Source organism: Pseudonocardia sp. TRM90224, from assembly GCF_021245725.1.
GTDB lineage: Bacteria > Actinomycetota > Actinomycetes > Mycobacteriales > Pseudonocardiaceae > Pseudonocardia.
The window spans coordinates 57,294-72,636 of the sequence record NZ_JAJGSX010000019.1 but is presented as its reverse complement, the minus strand read 5'-3'; the positions used below and the strand labels follow the sequence as shown (position 1 = coordinate 72,636).

At 72.0% G+C, this 15,343-nt stretch carries 15 protein-coding genes; 8 read left to right on the top strand and 7 right to left on the bottom strand.

The window, feature by feature from the left end; translation table 11 throughout:
* Positions 1 to 30 precede the first annotated feature (30 nt).
* The 3 genes from LL648_RS24470 to LL648_RS24460 all read right to left on the bottom strand — a co-directional run bounded on the left by LL648_RS24470 (position 31) and on the right by LL648_RS24460 (position 2,889).
* The gene (locus tag LL648_RS24470; protein WP_232665042.1) at positions 31 to 837 is read right to left on the bottom strand and encodes a hypothetical protein; all 807 of its coding nucleotides are present in this window, start codon (positions 835 to 837) and stop codon (positions 31 to 33) included.
* Between the two features lie 142 nt (positions 838 to 979).
* Entirely contained in the window at positions 980 to 2,011 is a 1,032-nt protein-coding gene (locus LL648_RS24465; RefSeq protein ID WP_232665041.1) for an LLM class F420-dependent oxidoreductase, read from the bottom strand.
* 41 nt (positions 2,012 to 2,052) lie between these two features.
* Positions 2,053 to 2,889, bottom strand: a complete 837-nt coding sequence (locus LL648_RS24460; RefSeq protein WP_232665040.1) for a DUF427 domain-containing protein — start codon at positions 2,887 to 2,889, stop codon at positions 2,053 to 2,055.
* Between the two features lie 75 nt (positions 2,890 to 2,964).
* Here LL648_RS24460 and LL648_RS24455 point away from each other — a divergent pair, with 75 nt between their 5' ends.
* The 3 genes from LL648_RS24455 to LL648_RS24445 all read left to right on the top strand — a co-directional run bounded on the left by LL648_RS24455 (position 2,965) and on the right by LL648_RS24445 (position 4,351).
* On the top strand, positions 2,965 to 3,534 hold the full coding sequence (locus LL648_RS24455; RefSeq protein WP_232665039.1) for a winged helix-turn-helix domain-containing protein: 570 nt from the start codon (positions 2,965 to 2,967) through the stop codon (positions 3,532 to 3,534).
* 19 nt (positions 3,535 to 3,553) lie between these two features.
* Complete coding sequence (locus LL648_RS24450; RefSeq protein ID WP_232665038.1) at positions 3,554 to 3,754, top strand: hypothetical protein; 201 nt, start codon at positions 3,554 to 3,556, stop codon at positions 3,752 to 3,754.
* A gap of 135 nt (positions 3,755 to 3,889) precedes the next feature.
* Positions 3,890 to 4,351 carry an NUDIX hydrolase gene (locus tag LL648_RS24445; protein WP_232665037.1) on the top strand — a complete coding sequence of 154 codons (462 nt, stop codon included), beginning with the start codon at positions 3,890 to 3,892 and terminating at the stop codon, positions 4,349 to 4,351.
* Positions 4,352 to 4,432: 81 nt separating this feature from the next.
* Here LL648_RS24445 and LL648_RS24440 read toward each other — a convergent pair whose 3' ends face one another.
* Positions 4,433 to 5,428 carry a hypothetical protein gene (locus tag LL648_RS24440; protein WP_232665036.1) on the bottom strand — a complete coding sequence of 332 codons (996 nt, stop codon included), beginning with the start codon at positions 5,426 to 5,428 and terminating at the stop codon, positions 4,433 to 4,435.
* A gap of 138 nt (positions 5,429 to 5,566) precedes the next feature.
* Complete coding sequence (locus LL648_RS24435; RefSeq protein WP_232665035.1) at positions 5,567 to 7,117, bottom strand: long-chain-fatty-acid--CoA ligase; 1,551 nt, start codon at positions 7,115 to 7,117, stop codon at positions 5,567 to 5,569.
* Positions 7,118 to 7,225: 108 nt separating this feature from the next.
* Between LL648_RS24435 and LL648_RS24430 the strand changes: the two genes are divergently transcribed.
* From LL648_RS24430 to glmS, 5 genes are all read left to right on the top strand, one after another.
* A complete protein-coding gene (locus LL648_RS24430; RefSeq protein WP_232665034.1) occupies positions 7,226 to 7,828 on the top strand; it encodes a TetR/AcrR family transcriptional regulator in 603 nt (200 codons plus the stop codon).
* Complete coding sequence (locus tag LL648_RS24425) at positions 7,825 to 8,274, top strand: hypothetical protein (RefSeq protein ID WP_232665033.1); 450 nt, start codon at positions 7,825 to 7,827, stop codon at positions 8,272 to 8,274. Before LL648_RS24430 ends, LL648_RS24425 begins: the two co-directional genes overlap by 4 nt.
* A gap of 214 nt (positions 8,275 to 8,488) precedes the next feature.
* Positions 8,489 to 12,157, top strand: coding sequence for an ABC transporter ATP-binding protein (locus LL648_RS24420; protein ID WP_232665154.1), 3,669 nt, complete (start codon positions 8,489 to 8,491; stop codon positions 12,155 to 12,157).
* Between the two features lie 90 nt (positions 12,158 to 12,247).
* Positions 12,248 to 12,517 carry a hypothetical protein gene (locus LL648_RS24415; RefSeq protein WP_232665032.1) on the top strand — a complete coding sequence of 90 codons (270 nt, stop codon included), beginning with the start codon at positions 12,248 to 12,250 and terminating at the stop codon, positions 12,515 to 12,517.
* A gap of 16 nt (positions 12,518 to 12,533) precedes the next feature.
* Positions 12,534 to 14,360, top strand: coding sequence for a glutamine--fructose-6-phosphate transaminase (isomerizing) (glmS, locus tag LL648_RS24410; protein ID WP_232665031.1), 1,827 nt, complete (start codon positions 12,534 to 12,536; stop codon positions 14,358 to 14,360).
* Here glmS and LL648_RS24405 read toward each other — a convergent pair.
* Positions 14,347 to 14,904: a TetR/AcrR family transcriptional regulator gene (locus tag LL648_RS24405; RefSeq protein WP_232665030.1), complete on the bottom strand. Its 558-nt coding sequence runs from the start codon at positions 14,902 to 14,904 to the stop codon at positions 14,347 to 14,349. The genes glmS and LL648_RS24405 overlap by 14 nt on opposite strands.
* Positions 14,901 to 15,224 (bottom strand): DMT family transporter, encoded by a 324-nt coding sequence (locus LL648_RS24400; protein ID WP_232665029.1) that lies wholly within the window; start codon positions 15,222 to 15,224, stop codon positions 14,901 to 14,903. The genes LL648_RS24405 and LL648_RS24400 overlap by 4 nt, the downstream gene beginning before the upstream one ends.
* Between the last annotated feature and the right edge of the window lie 119 nt (positions 15,225 to 15,343).

Sequence of the window (15,343 nt, the reverse complement as noted above, 5' to 3'; positions counted from 1 at the left end):
GGCCCAGGCCTGCGCGGTGCGGGGGCGTGCTCAGCGGAGCGGGAGCTGGCCGGGGGCGTCGACGGGTGCGGTTGCCACCGCCGTCGAGCTGATGACCGCTCCGATGCCGAGTCCGCATCGGGCGTCCATCCGCAGGGTGTCGCGCTCCCCGGCGAATTGTCCGTTCAGCGGGTCGATCATCAGCTCGGTCCGGGTCCGGCCTGCGTCGTGGATGAGCGCGATGCAGGACAGGCCGTCGAGGTTGCGCACACCCGTGGCCAATGTCACCGCGGGCAGGCCGCGCAGCGCCCGGTAGAGCGCGCTGCGCAGCGCCGCCGGGACGAGGCACGTGCGCAGCGCGGTTACCGCCGCGGTGAACGGGCCGAACCAGCTGCCCGGGTTGTCGTCCTGCAGCCGCTCGCGCAGCTCGACCGGATCCAGCGGCAGCCGCGCGAAGAACTCCTTCGTCGGCGACTGCCAGCTGCCGCGCCGCGGCGGCGCCGGTGGGGCGCAGAACGCGTCGGCGACGTGATCGGCGTCGGTCAGCTCCGGATCGGCGGAGAGGTCGAACTCGCCGTGCGCGGCGCGGAACGTCCCGACCGGCCCGACGGCGAGCGGGTCGTACCCCTCTTCCGCCGCTTCCTCCGCCGATCCGGTGAGCCATTCCTGCTCTCCGGTCAGCTCGCGGACCAACAACCATTCGCGTTCCGGGCGGGCCGGTATCCACTGCCGCACCCGGTGTTCGGCCAGGTGGTTGTGCTTGCCGAAGCTGCCCAACCACCAGGCGTGCGTCTCGACGAACGTGTACTGGTCCGGGCGCAAAGGCTCGTCCGCGGCCTCGATTGCGAGGTCTTGCAAGTCACGCTCCCACAGGTGGTGACGGACCGGGTCACCTCAGAGTGTGAGGTGGTGACGTCGAGTCACGTGAGGCGGGTCCCGTTATCACCTGTACGCAGGTACCTGCGGCTGTTCACCGTCCGTTTCCGTTGCGGTGATCTGGTCAGGAGATCCATTCCTTGACCTGCGAGATCACCTTCGGAGCATCGGAACTGACGGGCGTCACGTGCAGGTGCGTCACCCCGGCCTCGCCGAGGGCGGCGATCCGTTCCTTGATGTGCCCCGCCGGACCGACGAGCGTGATCCGGTCGATGAAGTCGTCGGGCAGCGCCGCGGCCGCCTCGTCCTTCTTGCCGTCGAGGTACAGGTCCTGGACGAGCTTCGCCTCGTCGGCGTAACCCTGCCGGGCGAAGACGGTGTTGTAGAAGTTGTGGCCGCGCGCGCCCATGCCGCCGATGTAGAGCGCGTACATGGCGCGGGCCAGCTGGCGGGCCGGCTCGAACATCTCCTCCTCGAGCGCGAGCACTCCACCGCCGGTGATCTGCAACGGACCGAGTTCGGGGGCGCGCTTGGCGAAGCCGGCGTCGAGCGCCGCGCCGAAGACGTCACGCGTCTTCTCCGGGATCAGCAGGTGCGGCAGCCACCCGTTGGCGAGCTCGGCCGTCATCTCGACGTTCTTGTCGCCGAGCGAGGCCACCCAGATCGGGATGTCGGCCCGCACCGGGTGGTTGATCAGCTTCAGCGACTTGCCGAGCCCGGTGCCCTGTCCCTCCGGCAGCGGGATCGGGTAGAGGCCGTCGTTCTCGAGCCGCTCGCGGCGCCATACCCGCCGGCAGATGTCGATGATCTCCCGGGTGCGGCCGACCGGCTTGTCGTACGGGACGCCGTGGAAGCCCTCGATCACCTGCGGTCCGGACGCGCCGAGCCCGAGGTTGAAGCGGCCTCCCGAGAGCGCGTCGAGCCCGGCGGCGGTCATCGCGGTCAAGGCGGGGGTGCGGCTGTAGATCGGCAGGATGCCCGAGCCGATCTCCACGCGTTCCGTGCGGGCCGCCAGGTAGCCCATGATCGACACCGCGTCGAAGCTGTACGCCTCCGCGACCCAGATGGCGTCGAGGCCGGCCCGTTCCAGCTCGACGACGGACTCTGCGTTGCTGACGGGGTCGGCGCCGTAGCTGAGCTGGCTCGAGAGCTTCATGAGCAGTGCCTAACCGATAAGTTACCGGCGAGTCAAGTAGCTCACGACCACGGAGTGCGCGGGCGGTCGAGCGCCACTCCGTCGAGTGTGACGTCGCACCGCTCGGCGAAGAACGCCACGTGCTCCGCGATCTGCACGGCGTCCGCGAGCGGCTGGGGGTAGCTCCACGCCATGTCCGCCACCGGACCCCCAGGAAGCAGCGCCGACCTGTACTGCGCCACACCCTTGTAGGCGCACGCCGTGGTCGTGTCACTGGGGCCGAGCAGCTCGTCGTGGACGTCGCCGGGCGGGAAGTAGTAGCGCGGCGGCAGGCTCGTCTCGAACAGCAGCAGCGGCCGGCGGCTCTCGGCGAGCAGCACGCCCTCCAGCTCGATCCGGACGTGTCGCGAGCTCTCGCGCACGTCGACGCGGTGGAACGGGTCGCGCGGGTGGGAGACGATCGGTTCCTCCTCCTCGATCCATCCGAACGCGGCGAAGTCCAGCAGCACGTAGCCGGCGAGATCGGGGTCGGCGGGGCGGAACGCGGCGCCGGGCCGCGCCGCATCGCCCGCGCGGACGGTGAGCGGGACGCCGTCGCAGCTGTGTGCGCCGAACCCGGTGTCGGGGGTGAGCACGGTGCGCCCGCCCGGCCCGAGCGGCTGCCCGTCGGGGCCGTGGGTGTCCAGGTCGGCGGGGCCGGCGGGGGTCAGCTCGGCGATGACGTCGGCGGCCGGCACCGCGTACTGCGGGACGACCCGGCGCGGCTCCCAGACGAGCACGGCGGCGGTCGTGTCGCAGACCGGCTCGCCGTCGAGGTGGGCGCGCACCCGCTTCTGCGCCGGCTCGAACCGGAGCGCTTCGAGGTGCTGGAAGAGGAGTTCCGACAGCTGCGTCGCCATGCCCGTACGGTCCTCGCGGTCGGCTAAGTCAAGAAACCTTGCTAAAGAATCCTTTCGCAAGGTATCTTGACTTGCATGACGCAGGACTTGCCGGGCCGCATCACCGAGCCGAAGGAGCTGCGCGCCCTCGCGCACCCCACGCGGTGGGCGATCATGGATCTGCTCGGCATCGAGTCGACGGTGACGGCCACCCGGTGCGCCGAGCACCTCGGCGAGAGCGTCGCGAGCTGCTCCTACCACCTGGGGATGCTCGCGAAGTACGGGTACGTCGAGCCCGCGGACGGCGGCCAGGGTCGCGAGAAGCCGTGGAAGCTCACGCGGATCAGCCAGAGCTGGAGCGTCGAGGGTCTCGACGTGGAAGGTGCGCTCGCCGTCGAGGCCCTCAACGACGTCTACATCGACCACACCGCCGCGCAGCTCAAGGACGCGTCGCGGCGCGCCGCCCTCGAGCCCGAGCAGTGGCGGCACATCGCCGGCTCGTGGGGGACCACGGCGCACCTGACCGTCGAGGAGCTGACCGAGCTCAGCGCCGAGTTCGCCGCCATCACCGACCGGTACCGGCCACGGATCGAGGACCCGTCGCTGCGCCCCGAGGGTTCTCGCCCGGTGCGGGTGCTCCTCGCGTCGTGGCTGCCGCGGGTCTGACACGACAGGGGAGGACGTCATGAGGGATCCGATCGAGCAGTACGTCCACGACCGGGGCTGCGAGCTGCGCGCCGCCGCCTCCGAACACCGGCTGGCCGCCGGGAAGCGCGACGCGGACCGCTCGCCGTCCACGCTGGTCAGGCTCTACGCGCGGATCTGGTGGGCCTCGCGCCCGCGGGCGGCGGTGTGGGCGCCGTCGTTGCTGGACGCGCGCTCGTAGCGGCTCCCCGGCTCCGCCGGGAGGGCAGGAAAGCCACTTTCCTGCCCTGTGGGGGCCTGAAAGTGGCTTTGCTGCCCTCTCCCAGTCCGCGCACGGCGCCCGATCTGTCGGCCCGCCCCACTAGCCTCGGCGACCGTGAGGTTCAGGGTGGTGCCCGCCGCGTACGTGTTCCTGCTCCGTTCGACGACGGCCGGCGACGAGGTGCTGCTGCAGCTGCGGCAGAACACCGGCTACCGCGACGGGCATTGGGCCGCCGCTGCGGCCGGCCACGTCGAGGAGGGCGAGTCGGTCACGGCGGCGGCGTGCCGGGAGGCGAAGGAGGAGACGGGCCTGGTGATCGACCCCGCCGACCTCGTCCCGGTCACGGCCATGCACCGCACCCACCGCAACCACGACCCGATCGACGAGCGCGTCGACTTCTTCTTCAGCTGCCGCCGCTGGAGCGGGGAGCCGGAGATCGTCGAAGAGGCGAAGGCCGCCGAGCTGGGATGGTTCCCGCTCGACGGCCTCCCGGACCCCGTCGTCCCCCACGAGCTGTTCGTGCTCGACGGGATCCGCGCCGGCGACCTGCCTGCGATCGTCACGCACGGCTTCTGAACCCCGAACTTCCCCACCGTTTTGCCGATCTGCACGCCTCCACGGGTGTGCAGGTCGGCAAAACGGTGGGCAGGTTTCGGGTCAGACGCCGGCGGGGTCGAGCTCGCGCGGTCGCTCGGCCGAGCGGGTCGCCGTCCGGCGGGCCGAGCCGATCACCAGCGCTGCTACCGCGGCGGTCACGAGCGCGAGCGCGCCGACCGCCGTCCAGGTCTCGCCGTCGGGGTGGATGAGCGACTGGCCGCGCAGCGCCTGCCAGGTCGTGATCACGAACAGGCCGGTGTAGCCGAGGATGACGACGCCGGTCAGCTGGGCGCGCACGCGGGCGCTGCGCAGCCAGACCACCCGCGTCGCGAGCGCGGCGAGCAGCAGCGCGGCCGCGATGTAGATCTGCACGGCGTGCAGGCCGATGAAGTGCGGAACCCGCAGGTCGCCGCCCTGGACGCTCCAGTTGGTGATCGGCATGCCGTGCCCCTCGGGCACCCCGACGCCGTGCTGGCCGGCCAGCGTGACGGTGTTGCCGTAGGCGTCGGGCACGTCGTGGGTGTCGGTCGTGGCCGCGCCGACGATGTAGAACGCGACCGCCATGCCGGCCGCGGCCAGGCCGATCCCGGCGCGCAGCGCCCACGTCATCGCCGGGTCCGTGACCCGCTGGAACAGCAGCATGACGGCCAGCACCAGGCTCACGCCGAACAGGCCGATCACGCCGGTCTGGAAGATCTGCTGGCCGATCACGTTGATCGGGTCCGGGGCCGTGCTGAAGTGGCTGTACGTCCCCCGCGCGGCCTGCAGGACGATGAACCCGACGTCGACGATGCCGGTCGCCGCGAACGCCGTGCCGAGCGCCCACATCGTGCGTGGCGCCTTGCGCACCTTCGAGAGCATCCACGCGAGCGTGGCGCCGTAGATGACGAACGAGACGCCGAACTTGAAGGGCTTCGCCCACACCGAGCCGTCGACCAGCTCCCGGCCGTCGACGAGCATCCCCACCCCGGCGAAGACGACCATCGCGGCCATCGCCGCCACCATGACCATCAACGGCCGGTGCCAGGTGCGCACGCTGGCGAGTACTGCGGACATGAGGTGTCCCCCCGTGGGCGTGGCCGCCTCTGCGGCCTCCATGAACTGACCAGTTCATGCTCGTTCGTCCACGGAGCCCTGACACTGGGGCGAGCGCGCCAACCCGACGGGGGGATTACCCCACCTCAGCGGCAAGAACTAGACGACCTGCCGTTCCTTCCCCTCCCAGTACGGCTTGCGGAGGTCCTTCTTGAGGATCTTGCCGGTGGGGTTGCGCGGCAGCTCGTCGAGCACGTCGACGGACTTCGGGCTCTTGAACGACGCCAGGTGCTCCTTGCAGTACGCGATCAGTGCCTCGGGGTCGACGGTCTGCCCGGGGGCGGCGACGACGACCGCCTTGGGCACCTCGCCCCACCGCTCGTCCGGCACGCCGATCACGGCGACGTCCCCGACGCTCGGGTGCTCGGCCAGCACCCGCTCGATCTCGGCGGGGTAGATGTTCTCGCCGCCGCTGATGATCATGTCCTTGATCCGGTCGGTGACGTAGATGTAGCCGTCGGCGTCCATGTGCCCGCCGTCGCCGGAGCGCAGCCAGCCGTCGTCGGTGATGGCCGCCGCGGTGGCGTCCGGCTTGCCCCAGTAGCCGCTCATCAGCTGCCCGGTGCGGACCCAGAGCTCTCCGGGCTCGCCGGTGGGCACGGCGTCGCCGGTCGCGGGGTCGCGGATCTCGATCTCGACGCCGTGGATGGGCGTGCCGGCGGAGACGAGCCGGTGCGCGACCTCGGGGTTGCCGTGGTCCTCCGGCCCCAGTGAGCTGACGACACCGCACGCCTCGGTCATGCCGTAGACCTGGTGCATCACGCCCGGGAAGAGCTTCAAGCACGCCCGCATCACCGGCAAGGGCATCGGCGACGCACCGTAGGAGAGCGCCTTGAGGGCGGAGAAGTCGCGGGACTCTGCGCCCGGCACCTGCGTGATGACGGCGAGCAGTGCCGGCACGAGGAACGTGTGCGTGATCCGCGATCCCTCCAGCATGTCGATGATCGCGGTGGGGTCGGGCAGGCGCATCAGCTCGATCCGGGCGCCGCGCGAGATCGCCAGCAGCGCGTAGCTGGTGCCGCCGACGTGGAAGAGCGGCATCGCCACCTGCACGATCGCGCCGGGCTCGATGGCGAAGCTGACGGCGACGTTCTGCGCGTGCGCGAGCATCCCGCTGTGGGTCAGCATCGCGCCCTTCGGGAAGCCGGTCGTGCCCGACGTGTAGAGCTGCACGAAGCAGTCGTCCGGCGCGCTGGGATGGACGACGGGGTCCGGCTCGTGCGCGCCGATCCAGTCCTCGTACTCGTCGGCGATGTGGATCACGCGTTCGACGGTCGGCAGCTTGTCGCGCACCTGCTCGACGGCCGCCGCGAACTCCGGCCCGACGAACAGCACCTTCGCCTTCGCGTCGTTGATCACGTAGACGATCTCCGGCGGCGCGAGCCGGAAGTTGACCACCGCGTTCGCCGTGCCGGCCCGGGCGCACGCGAGCGTCGTCTCCAGGCACGACGGGTGGTTGAGGTCGAGCACCGCCACGCGGTCGCCGGGGACCAGGCCGGCCGCACGCTGCGCCGCGACGTTCTGCTGCACCCGGCGCCGCAGCTCCGCCCAGGTCCGCGTCGTTCCGGAGAAGCCCACCGCGGGCTCGTCGGGCTGCTGCGCTGCCCAGTGGTCGAGTATCGCGCTGAAATCGGTGAGCTCTGTCGTCACTGCACGCTCCCTGGGCAGACGCCGGCGGCTGAGGGAACTGGAGATTAGCCCAGAAACGCGAGAGCGGATTCGCTTGAATTCACTCTCACCAAATGTGAGGCTGTCGGGGTGCCGTCACGTCGATACGAGAGCCCCGTCCGCGCCGCGCAGCGGGAGGCGACGGGCGCGCGGATCGTCGAGACCGCGATCGCGCAGATCGCCGAGCACGGGCTCGACGAGCTCACGATCCCGGCGGTCGCCACCGCGGCGGGGCTCTCGCCGGCGACCGTCTACCGGCACTTCCCCACCCTCGACGACCTGCTGCTCGGCGTGCTCGCCCGGATGCGGCCGCGGATCGGGCAGACCCGCGAACGCCTCGCCGGCGTCCGGCCCGACCGGCTCGCCGCGCTCGCGCGCGAGAACTACGCGTCGTACGAGGAGCACGCCGACGTGCTCGTCCCGCTGATGGAGTCGCGCGCGTTCAACCGTGTGCGGGTCGGCTCGGAGGGGCGGCGCGCCCCGCTCGGCGCCGCCGTCTTCCGGGCCGCTGCACCAGGGCGCACCGAGCGTGAGCTGGAGGCGCTGGCCGGGGTGGCGTACCTGATGGTGGGGCCGGTGGCGTGGCGGTGGCTGCGCGAGACGTGGGGGCTCGACGCCGAGGCGGCGAGCCGCGCGACCGAATGGGCGATCGGTGTGCTGACCGCGGCCATCGAGGAAGGGGATCCGTCGTGACCGTGCTCGGGATTCTTGTCATGGGTTGGGGTGTGGTCTGCGGCGGCATCCTCTACGAGCACGTCGCGGTGGTGCCGGTGTGGGCGCGGCGGCCGCCGGAGTCGCTCACGATGTTCCGCGGCGAGCACCGCCTGCGCTCGGAACGGTTCTGGATGACCGTCCATCCGCTGCTGCTCGTGCTGTTCGTCGTCGCACTGGTGGTCGGGTGGGGCGACGCCGATGTGCGCACCTTGGTGTGGGTCGCGCTCGGCGGCTACGCGGCGGTGCTGCTGGTGACGAACCTGTGGTTCCTGCCGGAGCTGATGAAGCTGGTCAGGGCGCCCGACGGGACGTTCCAGGCCGGGGAGTGGCGCCGCTGCTCGGTGCGGTGGGAGCGGGCCAGCATCGCCCGAGGGGTGCTGATGGTGGGGCTCACCGTGCCGCTGGTGGCTGCGCTCGCGGCCTGAGGAGCGGCACCGCGTGCGACGCGAGGGAGTCGGGCGGGCGAGAGAGTGCCTGGAAAGCCACCTTCCCGGCCTGTGGTGCTGGGAAAGTGGCTTTCCAGGCACCACCCCGACCACGGTCGGCGGCCCTGTCGCCCCGGCGGCTTAACGTGGTGGGGTGCCATCCGCTCCCGTGCGCCCCGAGCAGGGCTGGATCCGCAGGCTGAGTGGTGCCGCGATGCGTCATCGCGGCGTCACGGTCGGCGCGCTGCTCGCGTCCGTGTTCGGGGTGAGCCTCGACGCCGTCGGCCCGCTGCTGACCCGCGTCGCGGTCGACGGCGCGGTGGCCGGTTCGACGGCCGCGCTGGGCGCTGTGGTGGTGGCGATCGCGTCGCTCGCGCTCGTCCGGTTCGGCGCGTCGTTCCTGCGCCGCTACCTGGCAGGCCGGCTCGCCCTCGACGTCCAGCACGACCTGCGGCGGCAGGTGTTCGCCGCGGTGCAGCGCCTCGACGGCGAGCGGCAGGACGCGCTGCGCACCGGCCAGGTGGTCTCGCGCGCGATCACCGACCTGCAGATGGTGCAGTCGCTGCTGTCGATGGTGCCGCTCGCGTGCGGTGTCGTCGTGCTGGTGGTGGCCTCGATCGCGGCGATGCTGTGGCTCTCGCCGCTGCTCACGCTGGTGGCGCTGGTGCTGCTGCCGGCGGCGGGCTGGATCACGCTCAAGTCGCGGTCGTCGCTCTTCCCCGCGACGTGGTCGGCTCAGCAGCGGGCGGCCGACGTCGCGCAGCAGGTCGAGGAGACCGTCACGGGCGTCCGGGTCGTGAAGGGGTTCGGGCAGGAGGCCCGCGAGGTCGGCGCGCTCGAACGCGGCGCACGGCGGCTGTTCGCCGAGCGGATGCGGGCCGCGCGGCTCACGGCGAGGCTCAACCCGACCCTGCTGGCGCTGCCGACGCTCGGGCAGGTCGGCGTGATCGCCGTCGGCGGCTACCTCGCGCTCTCGGGCTCGATCACGCTCGGCACGTTCCTCGCCTTCACCACCTACGTCGCCCAGCTCGTCGGGCCGGCGCGGCTGGTCGGGTCGCTGGTGGTCAGCGCGCAACTCGCGCGGGCCGGCGTCGAGCGCGTGTACGACCTCGTCGACTCCCAGCCCGACGTCGCCGACCCGCCCGACCCCGCGTCGCTCCCGGAGGGACCACTCTCCGTCGAGCTCGACGACGTGACGTTCGGCTACTCGCGCCGCGAGCCGGTGCTCGCCGACGTCTCGCTCTCCGTCGCGCCGGGCGAGACGCTCGCGCTGGTCGGGACGGCCGGCTCGGGCAAGTCGACGGTCGCGCTGCTCCTGCCGCGCTTCTACGACCCGCAGCAGGGCGAGCTGCGCCTCGGCGGGGTGCCGCTGCAGCAGCTGCGGCTCGCCGATCTGCGCCGTGAGCTGGGGGTCGTGTTCGAGGAGGCGTTCCTCTTCTCCGACACGATCCGCGCCAACATCGCCTACGGCCGTCCCGGTGCGACCGAGGAGGAGATCGTCGGGGCCGCGCGCGCCGCGCAGGTCCACACGTTCATCGACCAGCTGCCCGACGGCTACGACACCCTCGTCGGGGAGCGCGGGCTCACCCTCTCCGGGGGGCAGCGGCAACGGGTCGCGCTGGCCCGCGCGGTGCTGACCGACCCGCGCGTCCTGATCCTCGACGACGCCACCTCCGCGGTCGACACCGCGACCGAGGCGGCGATCCACGAGACGCTGCGCGCGCTCACCGCCGAGCGCACCACGCTGCTGGTGGCGCACCGCCGCTCGACGCTGGCGCTCGCCGACCGGGTCGCCGTGCTCGACGCCGGGCGCGTGGTCGACATCGGCACCGAGGCCGAGCTGGTGCAGCGGTGCGCGCTCTTCCGCGAGCTGCTCTCGGTGGAGGAACCCGCAGCGCAGGCGCCGCCGCGGCCGACCGTCGGCGGGGTCACGCCGGAGCTGTGGCCGGAGCCGGCGGATGCCCCGGCCGGCCAGGAACGCGCGCCGAGCGCGGCGATCGGTCTGCGCGGCGGCGCCGGCGTGCGCAGCACGTCCGCGATGGCGGGCGCCGTCGCGGCGACGCCCGCGCTCGTCGCCGCGGTCGAGGCGCTGCCGCCCGCGAAGGAGGAGCCGCGGCTGGGCGGGCTCGATCCGACGACACCCGATCCGGGCTTCCGGCTGGCCGGCCTGCTGCGCCCGGTGCGGGCCGTGCTCGCGCTGCTGGTGCTGCTGGTCGCGCTCGACGCGGGTACATCGCTCGCCTTCCCGACCGTCGCCAGGCTCGCCGTCGACGGCGGCATCGGCGCGGGATCGTCGAACGTGCTGCTGATGGCGACGCTGCTGGGTGTCGGGGTCGTCGCGCTGAGCTGGCTGGTGGTGGCCGCGCAGACGGTCGTCACCGCCCGCACCGGCGAGACGCTGCTCTACCTGCTGCGTGTGCGCAGCTACGCACACCTGCAGCGGCTCGGCCTCGACTACTACGAGCGCGAGCTCTCCGGCCGGATCATGACCAGGATGACCACCGACGTCGACGCGCTTTCGACGTTCCTGCAGACGGGCCTCGCGCAGGCCGTGGTCAGCCTGCTGACGGTCGTGGGGGTGGCGGTCGCGTTGCTGCTCACCGACCTGGAGCTGGCCCTCGTCGCGCTGGCGGTGCTCCCGGTGCTGATCGTGGCGACGGTGGTCTTCCGGAGGGTCTCCTCGGCGGCGTACGCGGAGGCCAGGGAGAAGGTCAGCGCCGTCAACGCCGACATGCAGGAGAACGTCACCGGCGTGCGGATCGCGCAGGCTTACGTGCGCGAGGAGCACAGCGCGTCGGCGTTCGGCGAGCGCAGCTGGGCCTACCGCCGCACCCGCCTGCGCGCCCAGCGCTACATCGCCACCTACTTCCCGTTCGTCGCGCTGCTTTCGGACGTGGCGCAGGTGTCGGTGCTGGGCGTCGGCGCCGCACGGGTCGCCGCCGGCGACCTCACACCGGGTGTCCTGACGGCGTTCCTGCTGTACCTGGGCCTGTTCTTCGCCCCCGTCCAGCAGCTGTCGCAGGTGTTCGACGGCTACCAGCAGGCCCGGATCGGGCTCACCCGCATCTCCGAGCTGCTGCGCACGTCGACGTCGGTGCCGCCGGAGCCGAGCGGCGAGCCCGCGTCGGTCCCGCGCCGGTTGCGCGGTGAGGTCGAGCTGGTCGACGTGGGCTTCCGCTACGCGGCGGCCGAGACACCCGCGCTCGACGGCGTGTCGCTGCGGGTCGCGCCCGGCGAGACGGTCGCGCTGGTCGGGGCCACCGGCGCCGGCAAGTCGACGCTGGTCAAGCTGGTCGCCCGGTTCTACGACGTCGGCGAGGGGGCGGTCCTCGTCGACGGCGTCGACGTGCGGCGCTACCCGCTCGACGGCTACCGCCACCGGCTCGGGATCGTGCCGCAGGAGCCGCACCTGTTCACCGGCGACGTCGCGGCCAACATCGCCTACGCCCGGCCCGACGCCGCGCCGGCGGAGATCGAGGCGGCCGCACGCGCCGTCGGCGCGATCGACGTCATCTGCGGGCTCAGCGGCGGCTTCCGCCACCCGGTCGGCGAGCGTGGGCAGGGGCTGTCGGCGGGGCAGCGCCAGCTGATCGCGCTGGCGAGGGCGGAGCTGGCCGACCCCGACATCCTGCTGTTCGACGAGGCCACCGCCGCCCTGGATCCCGCGACCGAGGCCGCGGTGCTCGCCGCGGGCGATCACGTGACGTCCCGGCGCACGGCGTTCGTCGTCGCCCACCGGCTGGCGACGGCCGCGCGGGCCGACCGGATCATCGTCCTGGACGAGGGCCGGGTCGTGGAGGAGGGCAGCCACGCCGAGCTGCTCGCGCTCGGCGGCTTCTACGCTCGGCTGTGGGAGGCGGGCGAGCTCGAACCGGCCGCCTGACCTCGCCGTCTCTTCGATCCTGCTCGATTCCTGCCCGAAATCGGGCAGGGAATTGGATTTTGCCACCGGATCCGTGCACCATGGCCAACCGTGTCCCCCGGCCCTTACGACGATCTCGTGGCGCACCTGGTCCGCACCACCCCGCTCAGCGCGGGTGAGGCGGCCAGGGTGGTGGCCGACGTCGTGGGCTACTTCGCGGAGCCGCTGCCGGAGTTCGTCCGGCGGCGGCACGCCGAGCTGAAACGGCGGGGGCTCACGAACGAGCAGATATTCGCAGCGCTGGACGGCGAGCTCTCGACGCGGCGGGTCGCACCGCCCCCGATGAGCGCGCGGCAGCTGCGCCGGATCGTCTACGGCTGACCTTCAGGAGGAACGAATGTGCGGAATCGTCGGGTACGTGGGACCGCAGGACGCCGCCCCGATCCTGATCGAGGGTCTCGGCCGTCTGGAGTACCGCGGCTACGACTCCGCAGGGGTCGCCATCGGGTCGAAGGCCGGTTTGAAGGTGCGCAAGGTCAGCGGCCGGGTCGCCGATCTCGCCGCTGAGCTGCCCGCGCGTTTCAAGGGGTCGCCCGGCATCGGGCACACCCGCTGGGCCACGCACGGCGAGCCGACCCCGGAGAACGCGCACCCGCACACCGACATGGCGGGCCGGATCGCGGTGGTGCACAACGGGATCATCGAGAACGCCGACGAGCTGCGGGCGAAGCTGGCCGCCGACGGCGTCGAGTTCACCTCCCAGACCGATACCGAGACCGTCGCGCACCTGGTGGCCGCCGCCTTCCAGAGCGGTGCCGCCGACCTCGAGCAGGCGGTGCGGCAGGCGCTGCGCCAGGTCGTCGGCGCCTACGGCCTCGCCGTGCTCGACGTCGAGCACCCCGACCGGATCGTCGTCGCCCGCAACGGCAGCCCGGTGCTGCTCGGCGTCGGCGAGAAGGAGATGTTCGTCGCCTCCGACGTCGCGGCGCTGATCGGCTACACCCGCCAGGTCGTCTACCTCGACGACGGCGAGCTGGCGACGATCACGCCCAACGGGTACCGCACGTTCACCCTCGACGACCGCTCGACGGCGAAGAGCCCGTCGACGATCGACTGGGACGTCGTCGGCGCGGAGATCGGCGACAACGCGCACTTCCTGATCAAGGAGATCAACGAGCAGCCGCGCACGATCGAGCGCGCGCTGCGCGGGCGGCTCGACGAGCGCTTCGACACCGCGCACCTGGGCGGGCTCAACCTCACGGTCCGCGAGGCCCGCGAGATCCGCCGCGTGAAGATCCTCGGCTGCGGCACCGCCTGCTACGCCGGCGAGCTGGGTGCCCAGCTGATCGAGGACCTCGCGCGGGTGCCGGCGACGTCCGAGGCCGCGTCGGAGTTCCGCTACCGCAACCCCGTCGTCGAGCCCGACACGCTCTACGTGGCGGTCAGCCAGTCGGGCGAGACCATCGACACCCTCGCGGCGGTGCAGGAGCTGCAACGCAAGGGCGGCCGAGTGATCGGGATCGTGAACGTCGTCGGGTCGACGATCGCCCGCCAGGTCGACGGCGGCATCTACCTGCACGCGGGGCCGGAGATGTCGGTCGCGGCCACGAAGTCGTTCACCTCGACGGTGGTGGCGTTCGCGCTGCTCGCGCTGCACCTCGGCCGCATCCGCGACCTCTCGCCCAGCGAGGGCAGGCGGATCATCGCCGGACTCAACGCGCTCCCGGCGCAGGTCACCGAGATCCTGGAGCAGGAGGCGACGATCGCCGAGGTCGCGAAGGAGATCGCGCAGAGCAACAGCGTGATGTTCGTCGGGCGCCGCCGCGGCTGGCCGGTGGCGCGGGAAGGTGCGCAGAAGCTGAAGGAGGTCTCCTACGTGCACGCGGAGGCCTACCCGTCGGCGGAGCTGAAGCACGGCCCGCTCGCGCTGATCAGCCCGGAGATGCCGACGGTTGCGGTCGTCCCCGACGACGACCTGCTCGACAAGAACACCTCGACCCTCTCGGAGATCAAGGCGCGCAAGGGGCCCGTCGTCGCCCTTGCGCACCGCGAGCTCCCGGCCGAGCTGGCCGACCGCACGATCGTCGTGCCCCGCAACGAGCCGGAGCTCGACTCGGTGCTGCTCTCGATCCCGCTGCAGCTGCTGGCCTACCACGCCGCCGTGGCGCTCGGCCGCGACGTCGACAAGCCGCGCAACCTCGCGAAGAGCGTCACGGTCGAGTAGGCACGAGGCTGCGCAGGGCGGCGAGGACGGTCTGCGCGTCGGGCGGTGTCGGTGCGCAGGCGCACCGGAGGAACAGCCCGTCGATCGTCGCCGCGACGGCGTCGTGCCGGTCGGGCGGCACGTCGAGCGCTGCGACGAGCGTGTCGACGGCGTCCGACCAGCGCTGCAGCTCGGCGGCCATGTCGGGCCGCCGGGCTGCGAGCAGCAGGAGGTCGAACTCGGCGAGCACCTGCGTGCGGCTGGTCGCCGCCCCGTTCGCGATCTCGGCGGCGAGCAGGGGCAGCCGCTCGGCCGGCAGCGTCGCAGCGATCTCGACGATCCGCTCGATGTAGCGGTCGTTGCAGGCCGCGAGCGTCGCGACGATCAGGTCGTCGACGCTGGCGAAGTAGTAGAGCACCGCGCTCGGCGGCACCCCGGCCTCCTGGGCCACGGCGCGCTGGCTCACGCCAGCAACACCGTGCTGCTCGACGATCCGCAGCGTCGCGTCGAGCAACGCGCGGCGGCGCAGTTCACCCTTGCGCCGCCGGCCGTCCTGCTCGGTCAATGCGCCGCTCCCAGCTCCAGTGCCAGCACCCCCGCGATCACCAAGGCGATGCCGCCGAACTGTACGGGCGAGAGGCTCTCGCCGAAGAAGAACATCCCGAGGATCGCCACCAGCGCCACACCCGCCGCGGCCCACGTGCCGTAGGCGACGCCGATCGGCAGCCCTCGTACCAGCGCCTGCGACAGCATCCCGAAGGCCGCGATGTACCCGACCGCCACGAAGATCGACGGGATGGGCTTGCTGAAGCCTTCGGACAACTTGAGCGCCATCGTCGCGCCGACCTCGGCGATGATCGCGCCGATCAGGAAGAGCCACTGCATGGGAAGGACCTCCGTCTGAGAAACAACCTGAGCAACTGCTCCATATTCTGCAGACAAGTGGAGCGATCGGTCAAGTTTCTTCAGGAGTGACCGCGGTCACCACAACGAACTTCCCCACC